13 protein-coding genes are annotated in these 17,099 nt (G+C 65.1%); 6 read left to right on the top strand and 7 right to left on the bottom strand.

Annotated features, from left to right (window positions below):
• Positions 1–148: 148 nt before the first annotated feature.
• Both parE and J7396_RS12260 read left to right on the top strand, forming a co-directional pair.
• A complete protein-coding gene (gene parE, locus J7396_RS12265; protein ID WP_003481816.1) occupies positions 149–2,038 on the top strand; it encodes a DNA topoisomerase IV subunit B in 1,890 nt (629 codons plus the stop codon).
• A 369-nt stretch (positions 2,039–2,407) separates the two neighbouring features.
• On the top strand, positions 2,408–3,907 hold the full coding sequence (locus J7396_RS12260; protein WP_209261512.1) for a S10 family peptidase: 1,500 nt from the start codon (positions 2,408–2,410) through the stop codon (positions 3,905–3,907).
• A 193-nt stretch (positions 3,908–4,100) separates the two neighbouring features.
• Here J7396_RS12260 and J7396_RS12255 read toward each other — a convergent pair whose 3' ends face one another.
• From J7396_RS12255 to J7396_RS12245, 3 genes are all read right to left on the bottom strand, one after another.
• Complete coding sequence (locus J7396_RS12255) at positions 4,101–4,862, bottom strand: YdcF family protein (protein ID WP_008571224.1); 762 nt, start codon at positions 4,860–4,862, stop codon at positions 4,101–4,103.
• A 106-nt stretch (positions 4,863–4,968) separates the two neighbouring features.
• Entirely contained in the window at positions 4,969–6,096 is a 1,128-nt protein-coding gene (locus tag J7396_RS12250; RefSeq protein ID WP_209261511.1) for an inorganic phosphate transporter, read from the bottom strand.
• A gap of 9 nt (positions 6,097–6,105) precedes the next feature.
• Positions 6,106–6,732, bottom strand: a complete 627-nt coding sequence (locus J7396_RS12245; RefSeq protein ID WP_008571222.1) for a DUF47 family protein — start codon at positions 6,730–6,732, stop codon at positions 6,106–6,108.
• A 272-nt stretch (positions 6,733–7,004) separates the two neighbouring features.
• On the opposite strand from J7396_RS12245, the gene J7396_RS12240 reads away from it, so the two are divergent.
• Positions 7,005–8,345, top strand: coding sequence for a hemolysin family protein (locus tag J7396_RS12240; protein ID WP_008571220.1), 1,341 nt, complete (start codon positions 7,005–7,007; stop codon positions 8,343–8,345).
• The gene (locus tag J7396_RS12235; RefSeq protein ID WP_014089969.1) at positions 8,329–8,997 is read left to right on the top strand and encodes an exopolysaccharide biosynthesis protein; all 669 of its coding nucleotides are present in this window, start codon (positions 8,329–8,331) and stop codon (positions 8,995–8,997) included. Before J7396_RS12240 ends, J7396_RS12235 begins: the two co-directional genes overlap by 17 nt.
• 34 nt (positions 8,998–9,031) lie before the next feature.
• On the opposite strand, the gene J7396_RS12230 is transcribed toward J7396_RS12235, so the two are convergent.
• Both J7396_RS12230 and J7396_RS12225 read right to left on the bottom strand, forming a co-directional pair.
• Positions 9,032–9,532: a pyridoxamine 5'-phosphate oxidase family protein gene (locus tag J7396_RS12230; RefSeq protein ID WP_046931967.1), complete on the bottom strand. Its 501-nt coding sequence runs from the start codon at positions 9,530–9,532 to the stop codon at positions 9,032–9,034.
• A gap of 60 nt (positions 9,533–9,592) precedes the next feature.
• The gene (locus J7396_RS12225) at positions 9,593–10,594 is read right to left on the bottom strand and encodes an LLM class flavin-dependent oxidoreductase (protein WP_008574989.1); all 1,002 of its coding nucleotides are present in this window, start codon (positions 10,592–10,594) and stop codon (positions 9,593–9,595) included.
• A gap of 347 nt (positions 10,595–10,941) precedes the next feature.
• Here J7396_RS12225 and J7396_RS12220 point away from each other — a divergent pair, with 347 nt between their 5' ends.
• On the top strand, positions 10,942–12,357 hold the full coding sequence (locus J7396_RS12220; protein WP_046935324.1) for an MFS transporter: 1,416 nt from the start codon (positions 10,942–10,944) through the stop codon (positions 12,355–12,357).
• Positions 12,358–12,519: 162 nt separating this feature from the next.
• Here J7396_RS12220 and J7396_RS12215 read toward each other — a convergent pair whose 3' ends face one another.
• Both J7396_RS12215 and J7396_RS12210 read right to left on the bottom strand, forming a co-directional pair.
• Positions 12,520–14,241 (bottom strand): ABC transporter ATP-binding protein, encoded by a 1,722-nt coding sequence (locus J7396_RS12215; protein ID WP_046935323.1) that lies wholly within the window; start codon positions 14,239–14,241, stop codon positions 12,520–12,522.
• A gap of 93 nt (positions 14,242–14,334) precedes the next feature.
• The gene (locus J7396_RS12210; protein ID WP_029819201.1) at positions 14,335–15,393 is read right to left on the bottom strand and encodes a serine kinase; all 1,059 of its coding nucleotides are present in this window, start codon (positions 15,391–15,393) and stop codon (positions 14,335–14,337) included.
• Positions 15,394–15,524: 131 nt separating this feature from the next.
• Here J7396_RS12210 and J7396_RS12205 point away from each other — a divergent pair, with 131 nt between their 5' ends.
• Positions 15,525–17,078 carry a radical SAM protein gene (locus J7396_RS12205; RefSeq protein ID WP_011347085.1) on the top strand — a complete coding sequence of 518 codons (1,554 nt, stop codon included), beginning with the start codon at positions 15,525–15,527 and terminating at the stop codon, positions 17,076–17,078.
• Positions 17,079–17,099: the final 21 nt, after the last annotated feature.

Genomic DNA, 17,099 nt, shown 5'->3' with positions numbered 1-17,099 from the left:
TCGGTGACATCCTCAGGTGGGGACGTTTGATTGCGAAACCAACGCCAGGGTAGCCAATGCTGCCCGGCCCCCCACTGAACGCCGGTCGCGTGCAAAAAATCGGCTCAGCCCCCACACTTGCGCGTCGTTTCACGTGCCAACGAGATGCATGAACACCCGTTATAACGCCGCCGATATTGAAGTGCTGTCGGGCCTGGACCCGGTCAAACGCCGCCCCGGCATGTATACCGACACCGCGCGCCCGAACCATCTGGCGCAGGAAGTGATCGACAACTCTGTCGACGAGGCGCTGGCCGGCCACGCCAAGCAGGTCGAAGTCACGCTGTACAAGGACGGTAGCTGCGAAGTGTCCGACGACGGCCGCGGCATGCCGGTGGACATCCATCCGGAAGAGAAGATTCCGGGCGTGGAGCTGATCCTGACCCGGCTGCATGCCGGCGGCAAGTTCAGCAACCGCAACTACACCTTCTCCGGTGGCTTGCACGGTGTAGGCGTGAGCGTGGTCAACGCGCTGTCGACCAAGGTCGAACTGTTCATCAAGCGCGAAGGCAGCGAGCACCGCATGGAGTTTCGCGATGGCAACGCCGCGTCCAAGCTGGAAGTGGTGGGTACCGTCGGCAAGAAAAATACCGGCACGCGGCTGCGTTTCTGGGCCGACCCCAAGTATTTCGATACGCCCAAATTCAATGTGCGTGCGTTGCGGCACCTGCTGCGCGCCAAGGCGGTGCTGTGCCCCGGCCTGACCGTCAAATTGCACGACGAGGCAACCGGCGAGCAGGACAGCTGGTATTTCGAAAACGGCCTGCGCGATTACCTGAAGGGTGAGATGGCCGAGCACGAGCTGCTGCCGGCCGACCTATTCGTCGGTAGCCTGAAAAAAGACACCGAAATCGTCGACTGGGCCGCGGCCTGGGTGCCGGAAGGCGAGCTGGTGCAGGAAAGCTACGTCAACCTGATCCCCACCGCGCAGCATGGCACCCACGTCAATGGCCTGCGTTCGGGCCTGACCGATGCGCTGCGCGAGTTCTGCGATTTCCGCAATCTGCTGCCGCGCGGCGTCAAGCTGGCACCGGAAGATGTCTGGGACCGGGTGACCTTCGTGCTCAGCCTGAAGATGACCGATCCGCAGTTTTCCGGTCAGACCAAGGAACGCCTGTCCTCGCGCCAGGCTGCCGGCTTCATCGAAGGTGCTGCGCACGATGCCTTCAGCCTGTATCTCAACCAGAACGTGGAGATCGGCGAGAAGATCGCGCAGATCGCCATCGATCGCGCCAGCGCACGGTTGAAGACCGAAAAGCAGATCGTCCGCAAGAAGGTCACCCAGGGCCCTGCCCTGCCCGGCAAGCTGGCCGATTGCATCAGCCAGGATCTGTCGCGTACCGAACTGTTCCTGGTCGAAGGCGATTCGGCCGGCGGCTCTGCCAAGCAGGCGCGCGACAAGGATTTCCAGGCCATCCTGCCGCTGCGCGGCAAGATCCTCAACACCTGGGAAGTGGCTTCCGGCAGCGTATTGGCCTCCGAGGAAGTGCATAACCTGGCGATCGCGATCGGTTGCGACCCGGGCAAGGACGACATCACCGGGCTGCGCTACGGCAAGGTGGTGATCCTGGCCGACGCCGACTCCGATGGCCTGCATATCGCCACGCTGCTGACGGCGCTGTTCCTGCAGCATTTCCCCGCGCTGGTGGCCGCCGGCCACGTGTTCGTGGCGATGCCGCCCTTGTTCCGCGTCGATGTGGGCAAGCAGGTGTTCTATGCGCTGGACGAAGAAGAAAAGACCACGCTGCTGGACAAGATCGCGCGCGAAAAGATGAAGGGCCAGATCAGCGTCACCCGCTTCAAGGGCCTGGGCGAAATGAATCCGCAGCAGCTGCGCGAATCCACCATCCACCCGGACACGCGTCGACTGGTGCAGCTGACCATCGACGACGGCGAGCAGACGCGTTCGTTGATGGACATGCTGCTGGCCAAAAAACGCGCAAGCGACCGCAAGCAGTGGCTGGAGACCAAGGGCGATCTGGCCTCGCTTGAAGTCTGAGTGCTGGAAACCGATAGCCCCTCTCCCACCCAGGCGAGAAGGCACGGCCTGCGCGCGCCTTCGAGCGCCCGCGCCGCAAGCGAGGGCGGGGCGCAGCGCGGCGTTTGGGTACGGGCGTATGCACTTGCGAAGTGAGTAGCACGAGGCTTCGCCCGCACCCTCATTCCCCTTCGGAGCACCGTCCGCATCAGGCGGGACAATGTCTCGACGGGAGAAGGAAGCGCCTTGCATGGGCGCTCATTTCGGCGGGCCGCACACACCTGCCTTTGCGTACCACCTCGGTCCGCGCGACATCCATGCCTTCCTGCACATCCACCGGGCTCTGCAGCAGCCTAGCATCGGCGCTTCCCTGCAATCACGTCGATGCCCATGCCCTTCTTTCTCCGTGCCGGCCTGCTGGCCTGCGTGCTGTTCAGCGGGACAGCGCTGGCCGAAGCGCCAGACAAAACCGATAAAAGCGATGCCAAACCCGATGCCGCTGCCGCCAAACAGGCGCCATTGCCGGCAGACGCCAGCGTGCGCCAGAGCACACGCGTGGCTGGCCGCAACCTGAGCTATACCGCCACGGTCGGCACGTTGCCGGTGCGCGATGCGCAAGGCAAGACCACGGGGGAAGTGGTATTCACCGCCTATACCGTCGATGGCAAGGACCGCCCGGTGACCTTCGCCTTGAACGGTGGGCCGGGCGCCGCATCGGTGTATCTCAACATGGGCGCGATCGGGCCGAAGATCGTCGGTTTCGGCGCCGAGGGCGACAGTGCGTCGGCACCGGCCACACTGCGCGACAACCCGGGCACGTGGCTGGACTTCACCGACCTGGTCTTCATCGACCCGGTGGGCACCGGCTTCAGCCGCGCGCTGATCGGCGACGACGATGCCAAGAAGCAGTTCTACAATCCGCAGGCGGATGTGGAATATCTCTCGCGGGTGATCTACGACTGGCTGCTCAAGAACCGCCGCCTGCAGGCGCGCAAGTATCTGGTCGGCGAAAGCTATGGCGGCTTCCGCGGCCCGCGCATTACCCATTACCTGCAGACGCAGCTAGGCGTGGCGATGAACGGCGTGGTGCTGGTGTCGCCGTATCTCAACCCGACCCTGGACGACAACGGCGATGTGTCGCCCCTGGCATGGATGCTGACGCTTCCCTCGATCGCCGCTGCGCACCTGGAGCGCCAGGGCCAGCTCAGCGACAGCGCGATGCGCCAGGTGATCGACTACACCCGCGGCGATTACGCGGTGGCGCTGATGAAAGGACGCACCGACCCGCAGGCCACCGAAGCGATGCTGCAGCAGGTCACCCGCATGACCGGGCTGGACCCGGCATATGTGCGGCGCTCCGGTGGACGCCTGGAAACCCAGGCCTATCTGCGCGAAGTGTTTCGTGACAAGGGCGAATTGGGCAGCCGTTACGATTCCAACGTGACCGCCTTCGACCCGTTTCCCAACGATGCCGAACAACGCGCCAACGACCCGCTGCTGGACAGCATCATTGCGCCCACCACCACCGCAATGGTGGACTTCGTCACCCGCGTGGTCGGCTGGAAGATCGATGCGCAGTATCGCGCGCTCAACTACGACGTGAACAAGCTCTGGGACTGGAACGACGAGCTTCGCAAAGGCGCAGTGACCCAGCTGCGTCAGTCGGTGGCGATCGATCCGAAGCTGCGCGTGTTGATCGCGCACGGCTGGAACGACCTCTCCTGCCCGTTCATGGGTTCGGTCCTGACGGTGGACCAGATGCCGGCCATGGGCAGCGACAGCAAACGCGTGCAGGTACGCGAATATCCCGGCGGCCACATGTTCTACAACCGCCCCGACAGCCAGGCCGCGTTCCGTGACGACGTCAAGGCGATGTACGAAACGCGCTGAGCGCAGCCAGCGCCGGCCGCACACGCGGCCGGCGACCAAGCCGTCGGGCAGCACCATCGTTTCCGAGTGCCGCGCATCTGCGTTGCCATCGTCAATCTGGAACTGGCAAGCACCGTCGCAAGTACATCAGCCAAGCAGATCTAGCAGCGCACCAGCTGTTACCAATCCCCAATCCCAAATCCCGGCTCCCCAATCACAACGCACCAGGCTCGCTAGCCTTCACGTTCCACCCCAACCACTGGTAGACCTGATAGCGCGCAATGCCCAGGTATTCGTGCAGGGCCACATCGGCCAGCGTGAAGTTGTAGCTCTGCGGCAGGATCGACCAGGTGGCGGTCAGCCAATCGGCGCGCACCGGTGTGGCATCGATGCCGAAATGGCGAAAATACAATTCGGCGCGACGCAGATGCGTGGCCGAGGACACCAGCGCAATGCGATCGGGCCGGTAGGCGCGCAGCAAGGGCTGGCTGAACTGCGCGTTCTGCCAGGTGTTCATGCTCGACGGCTCCATGATCAGATCTGCCCGCGGAATGCCCAGGCCCAGCAAGACACGCTGGTAGACCACCGCTTCGGACAGGCCCAGGCCGCGTGCATCGCCGCCGCTGATCTCGATCTTGCAATCGCCCCCGCTGTGCCGGCATTGCCAGTACAGCCGTGCCGATTCGACGATGCGGCCGTAGGCGAACAGATTGGCTTCGGCCACCGCATCGCGGCCTTCCGGGCGCACGGTGCCGGCACCCAGCAGCACGATGACGTTGCGCGCGCCCCACGCGTTGAAATCATTGACCCCGGTGCGTTGCAGGTGTTGCAGCATCCAGGAGGGCAACGGACCGCAGCCCACCGCGAACACCAGCAGTAAGCTGGCCAGGCCCAGCACGCGGGAGAACCGCCGCAATCCGCGGCGGTCGATCAACCAGGCAAACCCGAACAACACGCACACCAGGGCAAGCATCATCGGGAAAGGGTCTCACTCATGGCATGCGGGCAACCTGCCGCAAACAGGTCGATACGGCAACGGCGGCGCAGTCTGCCGACGGTGCGTGAGCGCACCGCGGCATCGCTCAGGTCCAGCCGAACAGCTCGAACAGCGTCAGGATCAGATACGCCACGCCGCCAGCGGCCGGGATGGTGAGAATCCAGGCCCAGACGATGCGCTCGACCACCCCCAGCCGCAGCGAACGCGGGTTCTTGGCAAAACCCACCCCCATGATGGCGGTGGAAATGCTGTGCGTGGTGGATACCGGCATGCCGAAATGCGCCGCCACGGTGAGCACCGTCGCCGAGCTGGTTTCTGCGGCAAAGCCGTGGATAGGATGCAGCTTGACCATCTTGTGGCCGAGCGTCTTGATGATCTTCCAGCCGCCCGACGCCGTCCCTGCGGCCATCACCACCGCGCAGGTCAGCACGATCCACATCGGGATACCGGCGCCGGCGGCAAGGCCGGTGCCCGGATGCAGGAACGACAACCAGCTCGGCAAATCGTCCAGCGCACCGGCCGACTGCGCGCCGATCAGGGTCATGGCGATGATGCCCATGGTCTTCTGCGCGTCGTTGTGGCCGTGCGCGTAGCCCATGTACGCGGCCGAGGCGATCTGCGCCTTGCCGAAGAACGCATTGACCCAGCGCGGGCGCGCCAGCCGCCCGATCGGGCCGCCGAGTTTGGACATGCCGGCGATGATCGCCCACAGCAGCACCATCACCACGATGCCGAGCACGAAACCGGCGATCGGCGAGGTGATCATCGGGACGAACACCTTCCACAACAGGCCCTTGTTCTTGGCCCAGTTGCCGATGTTTTCCGACCAGATCAGCGCGTCCCAGTTGTTGTGCGCCGCGGCCAGGCCGGCGCCGCACAAGCCACCGATCAAGGCATGCGAGGACGACGACGGCAGGCCCTTCCACCAGGTGATCAGGTTCCAGATGATGCCGCCCAGCAGGGCGCACAGGATCACCTGCGGAGTGACGTCGACCACGTTGGTGTTGAGCAGGCCGGAAGCAATCGTCAGCGCCACGGCGGTGCCGGTCAGCGCGCCGATCAGGTTCATGCCGGCGGCCAGCATCACCGCCCAACCGGGCGAGAGCACCTTGGTGGCGACCACGGTGGCGATGGAGTTGGCGGTGTCGTGGAAGCCGTTGATGAACTCGAACACCAACGCGGCCAGGATCACCACCAGAACTAAGGTAAGCACGCGGCGACCTCAGCTGTTCTTCAGCACGATCTGGTAGACCACCACACCGGCCTCGCGGCAGCGGTCGATGGCCTTTTCCAGAATCTCGAAGAACTCCTTGAGCAGGAACATCTGCAACGTGTCCAGCCGGCCGGAATAGATGTCGCGATACAGCTCCAGCATCAGCCGGTCGGCTTCGTTTTCGAGCATGCGCAGCTTGTCGTTGAGCGCGGTCATGCGGTCGATGTTCATGTGCGGCAGGTCGGCCACCATCTCCACCACCACCGCGGCGGCCTGCTCCAGCATCGCCGCGCGCGGAGCGAAGTCGATGTGTTCCAGGTGCTTGGTCGCCAGCGAGTAGCGGTCGGCGAATTTCTCGACCTGCTTGGGAATCTTGTACAACGCCGAGCCCAACGCCTCGATGTCTTCGCGTTCGATCGGGGTCATGAAGCTATCCACCAGCGCCTGGCCGATCTTGTCGGAGGCGGCGCGTTCGCGCAGGCGGGCCAGCTTGAAGGCGTCCAGCGCCGGTTGGCGGTCGGACTCGCGCATCATGGCGTGCAACGCCCTGGTGCTGTCGTAGGCGGCCTGCGCCGCTTCGTTCAGAAGCGCATAGAACTGCTTGCCGGAACCGAAGATGGTCTGCAACGAGAACATGGGTGGACAACTTCCTGCCGTCGAGGGAGAGACGGCGCCAGACGCGAATTATGACCGTTCCATGACCTCTCTGGGTATCTCGCGCCGGGAGCGGCCTTCACATCGACATTTCCCGGCTCGAACCACCCTGTGGTTTGCTACCATGCCCCCGCGCCTTCGGGCGCACCCTATGGAAGACGACCCTATCCCCCCGTGTTGCCGCCCGGCCTGTGCGCCCGCCGGTAGCCCCAGTGCTCCCCCGCCCTCCCCTTCACTAACCGGGGAAGACGCCCGTGGTTGAGTTTTTGATCGTCATCGCCCTGATCGTGCTGAATGGCTTCTTCGCCATGTCGGAGATGTCGTTGATGACCTCGCGCAAGAGCCGCCTGAAGCAGATGGCCGGCTCCAGCAAGCGCGCCGCGCGGGCCCTGGCCCTGGCCGAAAGCCCCGAAAACTTCCTGTCCACGGTTCAGATCGGCATCACCCTGATCGGCATCCTGACCGGCGTGTTCGGCGGCGAGGCGATCGGCGAAGCCATCGCCAGCTGGCTGCAGGGTGTGTTCCCGGCCTTGGCGGGCACGTTCGAACTGGTCGGCAAGCCGCGCCCGTATTCGGTGGTGATCGGCAGCACCCTGGCGGTGGCGCTGATCACGTTCCTGACGCTGATCTTCGGCGAGCTGGTGCCCAAGCGGCTGGCGCTGCGCAATTCCGAAGACATCGCAGGCGTTGTCGCGGTGCCGATGGCCTGGCTGGCCAAGATCGCCGCGCCCGGGGTGTGGGTGCTGGCGCGCTCCACCCGCCTGGTCCTGCGCATGCTGGGCATGGGCAAGGACGAGTCGGCCTCGGTCACCGAGGAAGAGATCCGCATGCTGGTGGCCGAAAGCCACGAGGCCGGGGTGATCGACGCGCACGAGCGCGACATGATGAATCGCGTGATGCGGCTGGGCGATCGTACCGCCGACAGCCTGATGACCCCGCGCAACCGCATCGCCTGGCTGGACGCCAACGCCGAGCCGGAACGCAATCTGCAGGTCATGCGCGAGCACGAATTTTCGCGCTACCCGGTGTACCGCGGCAGCGACCAGGACATTGCCGGCGTGCTGGAAGTCAAATCGCTGGTCACGCGCATGGACGGCCACGGCGCGCACCTGTTCCAGGCGCTGCGCGACACTTTGTTCGTGTCCGAATCCACGCACGCGATGAAGCTGCTGGAAATCTTTCGCGAAGAACAGCAGTCGATGGCGCTGGTGGTCGACGAATACGGCGAAATCCGCGGATTGGTGACCATCAGCGACCTGATGGGCGCAGTGGTCGGCCGCCTGCAGGCGGTGGAAAATACCGACGAGGACGCGCTGGTGGTCACGCGCGCGGACGGCTCGCTGTTGATCGACGGGTCGCTGCCGGTGGAAGAATTGCGCGAAGTCCTCGGTGCCGAACTGCCCGACGCCGACGAGGGCGATTACCACACGCTTGCGGGCCTGTGCATTTACTATTTCGGGCGCATTCCGCAGGCCGGCGAGTTCTTCGATTGGGCCGGCTGGCGCATCGAGATCGTCGACCTGGACGGTGCGCGCGTGGACAAGTTGCTGCTGAGCCGGGTGGGCGACGAGGACAGCGATGACATCGTCGGGTGACGGCGGTGCACCGCACGATGATGCCAGCGAGCAGATGCGCTACCGCAACGAAGGCATCCGCAGCCTGCTGGCAGCCTTCAGCGAAGGTGATCCGGACCAGGTGTTGCGCGTTCGCGAGATCTTGGCCGACCTGCAGCAAAGCGCCTTCGGCGTGTTCCTGTTTCTTGCGATCCTGCCCTCGTTCATTCCGATTCCCGGCGTCGCCGGTGGCATCAGCGGACCGCTGACCATCCTGATCGGGCTGCAGATGATGTGCTGCCTGCGCAAGCCGTGGGTACCGCGCTTCATCGGCGAACGCGGGCCGCGCCGTCGGACCAGCCAGCGCTTCGTGGCCAAACTGGGACCGACGCTGCAACGCCTGGATCGCCTGCTCAAACCGCGGTTGCATGGCATGCTGGACCGGATGCCGGCGCAGCTCCTCACCGGCTTGCTCCTGGTGCTGGTCGGCATCCTGCTGACGCTGCCGATCCCCTTCACCAACTACATCTTCGGCCTGATCCTGCTGCTGTTCGCGCTGGCCCTGCTCGAGCGCGACGGTGCGCTGATGCTGGTGGGCTGGGCAGCTGCGCTGATCTCGGTGGCCGTGTTCGGGGTCACCTCCGACCAGCTGGTGGATCTGATTCGCGATTGGTGGCCGGACGCCTGGCGCTGAGCGCAGCGCGTCCGGCGCGTCGCTTGCGACGCAGTTATTTCAGATCGACCACGCGGTTGTCCGACAGGCTGCCGGTATCGTCGGTGACCGCCGTCATCACGAAATACAGCGCCTTGCCGAGCAGCCCGCTGGGGCCGTCCCAGTATTCGGCCGATTCGGCGCGCACATGGATCAAGCGCAGGTTCGGGTCGTCCTTGCCGCCGGGGAAGAACACCTTCATTGCCGGCGACCACAGCTCTTCGATCTTGGCGCGGTCGTGGACCACGCGTGCGGTGCCGGCTACCGAGACATACGTGTTCTTCGAGGCCGACGCATAGGCCACGTTGACGCGCGGATCAGCGGCGATTTCCGCCACTTTCGGGCTGTCGGCGGCGGTGGCGAACCACAGGTCGCCATCGAACTCGACTTCCTGCGTGCCCAGCGGCCGGCTCACCAGTTTGCCGTCGGCCGAGACGGTGGTGAACATCGCGATGTCCACCCCGCGGATCAACTCGGCCAACTGCTTAATGCTCTCGCTGCGTTGCTGAAGTTGCATGCTGGTCTTCCCAATGGATGTGCACGCATCACAGCCGATCGCCGCGCAAAGCGACGTGAATCACGCCAAGGTCACGTCCAGCTCGCGGCACGCGGCCGCGGCAATTTCGAAGGAACGCAGACGCGCGGCGTGGTCGTAGATGTTGGCGGTGAACAACAGCTCGTCGGGCGTGTGACGCTCGATGAACTCTGCCACGCCGCGCGCAATCTGCTCGGCATCGCCGAGTACCGTGCAGGCCAGTGCACGCTCCACCCCGGCACGTTCATGCGGCTGCCAGAAGCTGTCGATATCGTCGATGGGCGGCGGGATCTTGCCCGGCTTGCCGCGGCGCAGATTGACGAAGCTCTGCTGCTGAGTGGTGAACAGACGGCGTGCCTGCGCCTGCGTCTCGGCCGCCACCACATTCAGGGCCAGCATCACGTGTGGCTTGGCCAGCTGTGCGGACGGGCGGAATTCGCGGCGATAGATCGCCACCGCGTCGTCCATCGCGTCGGGGGCGAAATGCGAGGCGAACGCGAACGACAACCCCATCGCGGCGGCAAGGCGTGCGCTGAACAGACTCGACCCCAGCAGCCACACCGGCACCTCCAGCCCGGCGCCGGGCACGGCCTGCACCAGCTGCCCCGGCACCGCCGGCGCGAAATAGCGCATCAGTTCGGCCACGTCCTGCGGAAAGTGATCGGCGCTGTCGAAATAGCGGCGCAAGGCGCGTGCGGTGGGCTGATCGGTGCCCGGCGCACGGCCCAGGCCCAGGTCGATACGCTGCGGATACAACGAGGCCAGCGTGCCGAATTGTTCGGCCACCTGCAGCGGCGCGTGGTTGGGCAACATGATGCCGCCGGCACCCACGCGGATGGTCTTGGTGCCGCCGGCGACGTGACCGATCAGCACGGCAGTGGCGGCGCTGGCGATGCCTGGCATGTTGTGGTGTTCGGCCAGCCAGTAGCGCTGATAGCCCCAACGCTCGGCGTGCTGGGCCAGATCGAGCATGTTCGCGAAAGCGTGGGTGGTGTCGCTGCCTTCGCAGACCGGCGCCAGATCGAGCACGGAAATGGGGGTCATCGAATGACTCCGAAAAGAGTGATATGCCAGAGATGGGGCTGGCCCGGCGGCATTGCCAGCGGCCTGTTGGTGCCGTGAGGGATTACAGCATTCCAGCAGTCGGACAACGCATGAGGTGCACGTGCTTGGTTCCACTCGCGACAGCGGCGTTGTTGAGCTTGCTGCTGACAAGGGCGGTGCGGGCGCGATTGTGAGGAAGAGTGCTGTTGCCTGGTCGGCTGCGCGCACCTTGGATGCCCAGTGCCCTCTTGCCACAGACGAACGCATTGACCGTGCGACGAAGTGTGCCCGCTGCGCCATCTGGACGCTGGCTATGATGAGACCGCCCTACCTGCGCCTGCCTGCCCATGTCTCCGAGTGTTTTAGCGCCCCCCGAACAGCCCTCGCCTTCCGCGCAGATCGCCGCCCGGATCGACCGGTTGCCCGCCAGCGCCACGCTGTGGCGGCTGGTGGGGTTGCTGGCGCTGGGCGGGTTCTTCGAGTTGTATGACCTGTTCCAGACCGCCTACATCAGCCCCGGGCTGATTGGCGACGGCATTTTTGCCAGCGGCGCCGATGGCGCGTTCGGCATGTCCGATCAAGCGGCATTCGCGGCGGCCACCTTCCTTGGGTTGTTTGTCGGTGCCGCGCTATTGAGCCCGTTTGCCGACCGGTTCGGGCGTCGCCCGGTGTTTACCTTCGCCTTGATCTGGTACACCGCTGCGACCGTGGCGATGGGTCTGCAGAGCACTGCCAGCGGTGTGATCGTGCTGCGCTGTGTGGTCGGCATCGGGTTGGGAATCGAACTGGTCACCATCGATACGTATCTGTCCGAACTGGTACCGCGGCACATGCGCAGCGCGGCGTTCGCATTTGCATTTTTCGTGCAATTTCTGGCGGTTCCGACGGTCGCGCTGACCGCGTGGATGTTGGTGCCGTCTGCGCCGCTGGGCGTGAGCGGCTGGCGTTGGGTGGTGTTGCTCAGCGGTGCGTTTGCGCTGGCGATCTGGTGGCTGCGCAGCCGCTTGCCGGAATCGGCGCGCTGGCTGGCCGCACACGGCCGGCACGCAGAAGCCGATGCAGTGGTGACCGAACTGGAAGCGCGCTGCACGCGCGATGTGGGTGCGCCACTGCCCGCGCCGCAGGCGGCCACACCTGCGCCGGCCGGTGTAGTGCCCAGCGCACTGCTGTGGCGTGCGCCGTATCGGGGGCGCATCGGGATGTTGGTGGTCTTCCATGTGTTTCAGGCGATTGGCTTCTTCGGTTTCGGCAACTGGTTGCCTGCGCTGATTTCGGCGCAGGGCACCGGGGCCGGGGTGACCAAAAGCCTGGCGTACTCGTTTGCGATCTCGTTGGCCTACCCGCTGGCGCCATTGCTGTTGCTGCGTTTTGCACAGCGCTGGGAAAACAAATGGCAGATCACCGCATCGGCGCTGGGCGCTGTTGTGTTCGGTGGGCTGTTCGCGTTGCAGCATCAGGCAGTCGGCATGGTGCTGTGCGGGGCGATGGTCGCGTTCTGCAACGCCTGGATGAGCTTTGCCTATCACGGCTATCAGGCGGAGCTGTTCCCGACCGGCTTGCGTGCACGAGCAGTGGGCTTCTGTTATTCCTTCAGTCGCCTCTCCACGGCGGTGAGCAGCGTGCTGATCGGCTGGTTGCTGACGCAGGTTGGCAGCCACGGGGTGCTGGCCTTCATCGCGCTCAGCATGTCGATCGTGGCAAGCGTGATTGCCGCGTTCGGGCCGCGCACGCGCAATCGGGCGCTGGAAGAGATTGCGGGATAAAACGGCTGACACAGTGACCAGGCGCACGCCTGGCGTGCGCAGCCGGTGTGCCGCGTGACCGGCCCATCCGGTGCCTGCGTGTCTTCGACTTGAGCCCGATGATTGCGCGCTATGTACTGTCAGCGACTTGCAAAGCCACCGACCCGCCAGCGTGTGACGGGCCTAGCGCACATCGTACGGCGTGGCAATTTCCGGCGAACTGATATGCACCCGCCGAACAGGCGCACCATCCAAGTTCACCATGCGATCGGCCACGGCGGCCAAGCTGGTGCGATGCGAAACCACCACCAGCACGGTGTCCGGCAAACGCGCGCGCAAGGTGCTCAGCACCTGATGTTCGGCATCGGCGTCCAGCGCGCTGGTTGCTTCGTCCAACACGGCCAGGGTCGGCCGACGCAGCAGCACCTGCGCCAGCAACAGGCGTTGCGATTCGCCGCCCGAGAGGCGCCCGTCCTGCGCGTTGATCGGCGTGTCTAGGCCTTGCGCATCGCGCTGCAGCCGCGGACATAGGCCCACATCGGCCAGCACCTCCCACATGCGTGCGTCGGACGCTGCGGGCAGCACCCACTGCAGGCAGTCGCGCACCGTGCGCTGCCACGGCCGCACGCCCTGGCCGATGTAGGCGCTGTGTCGCACCAGATGTCGATATGCCGAGAATGTCAGCCGTCGTCCGCCCATGTGCGCCACGAACTGCGCCGGCGGCGTCTGCCCGGAGAGCACATCCATCAGACTGCTCTTGCCCACGCCGGAGGCACCGACCACCAGGGTCATCTGGCCTGGTACCAGCAATATCGATTCGATCGCGCATTGGGGCAGTGGCGGCGCCAGCCCGATGTGTTCGATATGCAGCGCAGCCGTGAGTGGTTCGGCCATTTGCTCCGGAACGTGTACCCGCGCAGCGCCCAGGTCGACATAGCGGCGCCACAGCTGCAGCGCCGGCCACGCCGAACGCAACTGCTGAAGGCTCTGCCGCGTGGTGACCAGGTACGGCAGCAGACGGCCAAGCAATAGACTGACGGTGATCAGCGCAGCACGCTCGCCCCCCTGCCAGCGATTGGCCAGCATCAGGATGCCGGCGATGGCGACCACCGCGGCAAGTTCCAGCAGCAGGCGGCTGCCGGCAACCAGTGCTTGCTGTTGCGCATACCCCTGCCCCAGTCGCGCCGAAATGCGCTCGTAATGGCGGGTTTCGAGGCCTTCGCGCTGAAACGAGCGTACGTGGCGCAAGCGACGCGGAAAATCTTCGCTGAGCCAGAAGAGCTGCGTCATGTCGGCCACATACGCGCGACTGAGGCGTGCCTGTGCGCGACTGCTGGAGAAGCGCAAACCCAACCCTGCCAGCACCGCCAGCAGTGGGGTGGTGATCAACAGCACAGGTGCAATCAGCACTGCGATGCACACGCTCACCAGCGCAGTGATGGCCGCGACCAGCAGCTGCAGCACGGCGCCGAAGCCTTGCGTGGCGATCTCGATGTTGTACGTGAGCACGTTGGCGATTTCTGCCGAGCTGGCCCCGGACAGGGTCGGCAACGGCGCATCGATCAATGCCGCATGCACGCGCGCGCGCAAACCGATGGCATAGCGGCTGGTCAACTGCGCGGCCAGTCGCGCGCTCTGCCAGCGCAACACGGCAAACAGCAGGCTCACCGCAATGAACAGGCACGCCTGCATCGCCAGCCCGCCCGGCAAGGCCAGGCGATAGCCCACCAGTTGCACGCTGTGGCCTGGCTGCACCAGCGGCAGCAGGCACACCGCCACCACGCTGCCGGCCAACGCGGCAGCCAGCGACAACGCGACGTAAAGCGCAATCATCGGCATGTCTGCAGGCACCAGCGTGCTCGCGAACTGGTGCAATGCAACGCGCATGCGCCGGATGGCGGTCATCGCCAGCGGCTCATTCGTGCGCAACATGCAGGCGCCAGTGCGCGATGCGGGTCTGCGGACCGGTGGCGTTCCAGGACGCTTGCATACGGCCACTCATTGCAACAGCTGCAGCAGCGCATCCACCGATGCCTGCGGATGCGTGCCACGGTGCAAGGTGAACATGCCGATGCGCCGCACCTGTTCGACGAAGCGCTGCCAGCCGGGCTGACCGGCGGCGTACGGTTGATCGTGGGCCAGGCAGGCGGCGACTTGCTCGCCAGGCACCGCGACCAGGCGCTGTGCCGATGCGATGGCCGGCGACCTGGACACCATCACGACCGCATGCAACCGCATCGGCTTGGGCGCGAGATGCGCGTGGCGATGGCGAAGATCGACCTCGAATTTTTCCACGCCGCTGCGACGCCGGATCACCGGCGATGCGCTGATCCATGCGCGCGTGGGCGCGTCGACCAGACCCAGCGCTTCGGCACGCAGATGCAGGAAATTGGCCACACCGGTGGTGAGCAGGCTATCGGGCGCCACAAAGACACCGTCTTCGGCGACAAAGTCCAGGCCATGCAACAGGCTGTGCAAGGCCAAGGTCGATTTACCCGCACCGCTGGCGCCAAGCAGCAACACGCTGCGTCCGCGTCGACCTACACAAGCGCCATGCAGCGGCACCAGCCCAATGCCACGCGCAGCCAGCAGGAATACGGCGAATTCGATCAGTTCGTAACGCACGTGATACGCGCGGGCAAGCATGTCCTCGGACACCACCAGCATCGCGCGGCGCTGTGGCACCGAGAGCATCAGGTAATTGCACGCATCCACGACGCCGCACAGCAGGCCGCCGCTGGCGTGCGTGCGCACAGGCGGCGGCTCGGCATCGGTGCGGCCCGGCGCACGCGGCAGCAGGTCCAATGTGACATGAAATTCCGGAGCGCCCGGCAGCCGATGCGCGGGCAAACCCGCGTAGGCGGCATCGACCAGCGCCAGCAGTGCTTGGCTATCGCTGTGGAAATGAAACAGCGCGCCGAGAATCTGCCGGCGCACGCCCAAGCGCCGCGGGCGATGCTCGCCGAACGGATCTGCCGCTACTGCGGCCCCTGCTGCGATGGCGGCTGAGCCATCGTTCAGCGGCGTGTGTTGCGCCCATGCAGCCGACTGCGGCATGCCTTCATCCGATGCACTGAATCAGCCGATGGGTGCCGCTTTCCTACAGAAAGGTTGCCTCGCCGCAGCCTTGCCCGCATGCAACGCGACGCAACCAAAGCGGCCTGCATCCGCACCTACTGCCGAGCCGAATGCCGGTGTCTGCGCACGCCGCTGCTGCGCCCGCCTGGCGAGAGAACGAGAGCCTTGTGCCGATGGTAAAGATCCAGGTCAGTCATTCGTATTTCCTGCGTTACGACCCCAAGCAATGGGAGCGCGGCAAGCCGTATCCGCCATTGGCGACGTTGCAGATCGCAGCGCTGCTGCGCGAGCGTGGGCATGCAGTGAGCCTGTTCGATGCAATGCTGGCCAACGATGTGGAGGACTACACCGCCGCACTGCGCGCTGCGCAGCCGGATCTGGTTGTTTTCTACGAAGACAACTTCAACTTCCTCACCAAGATGTGCCTGAGCCGGATGCGCGAGGCCGCCTGCCGCATGATCGCGCAGGCCCGTGCCGCCGGCTGCCGCGTGCTGGTGGCCGGCTCGGATGCGTCCGACAACCCGGATGCGTTCCTGGCCGCAGGCGCGCATGCGGTGTTGATCGGCGAAGGCATCGCCCCGTTGATCTCGTTGCTGGAGCGCATCGAAGCGAAGCCGGATATCACCACCGACCACTGGCTGGAGGGAGTTGCGCAGATCGCCACCAGCCAGCCTGCGGCAGTGCGCGTGCATCCCGGCGCGCAACCACCGGACGCACGGCTGAGCGGCCTGCCGGCATGGGACCTGGTGGATATGCCGCGCTACCGGCGCTTCTGGCAACAACGGCATGGCCATTTCAGCTTGAACATGGCCGCCTCGCGCGGTTGCCCGTTCCGTTGCAACTGGTGCGCCAAGCCGATCTGGGGCAATCACTACAAGCGGCGCGGCGCCGAAGAGGTGGCCGCAGAGATGATCCACCTCAAACGCACCTTTCGGCCGGACCATATCTGGATGGCCGACGACATCTTCGGCTTCCATATCGATTGGGTGGAGACCTTTGCGCAGCAATTGAGCGATGCCGACGGCGCGGTTCCCTTCACCATCCAGACCCGTGCCGACCTTGCCAGCGAACGCATGGCCGCAGCGCTGGCGCGCGCCGGCTGCGTGGAGGCCTGGATCGGTGCGGAAAGCGGCAGCCAGCGCATTCTCGACAAGATGACCAAGGGCACCCAGGTCGGCGAGGTCATCGCCGCACGTGAGCGCCTGGGCACGCAGGGCATCCGCGTGGGTTTCTTCATCCAGCTGGGCTATCTGGGCGAGGAACTCGACGACATCCTGGCCACGCGCGCATTGGTGACGCAGGCCAATCCGGACATCATCGGAGTCAGCGTGTCGTATCCCCTGCCCGGCACCAAGTTCTACGAAGAAGTAAAGAATCAGCTGGGCAGCAAGACGCACTGGCAGGATAGCGACGACCTGGCGATGATGTTCCGTGGCGCGTACGACTCCGAGTTCTATCGCAGCGTCCGCGATCTGCTGCACAGGCAGGTCGATCTGCAAAAGGCGCGTGCCACGATCACGGCCGATGCGTTCGCGCAGGCGTCGGAGCAACTGGAAGCACACTGGTCTGCCTTGATCGCCAGTGAGGCCCGGCACCGCAGCGAGCCGATGACCCCCAGTGCTGCGCGTCAGCCACGCCACCTGAGCACCGTCCTGGTGGGCTAGCGCGCGATCGTTTCCACACTT

It is taken from the genome of Xanthomonas sp. A1809, from assembly GCF_017746015.1.
Classification (GTDB): Bacteria; Pseudomonadota; Gammaproteobacteria; order Xanthomonadales; family Xanthomonadaceae; genus Xanthomonas; species Xanthomonas euvesicatoria.
Note: the sequence above shows the minus strand (reverse complement) of the source record. Positions and strands in the feature narration are given on the sequence as shown.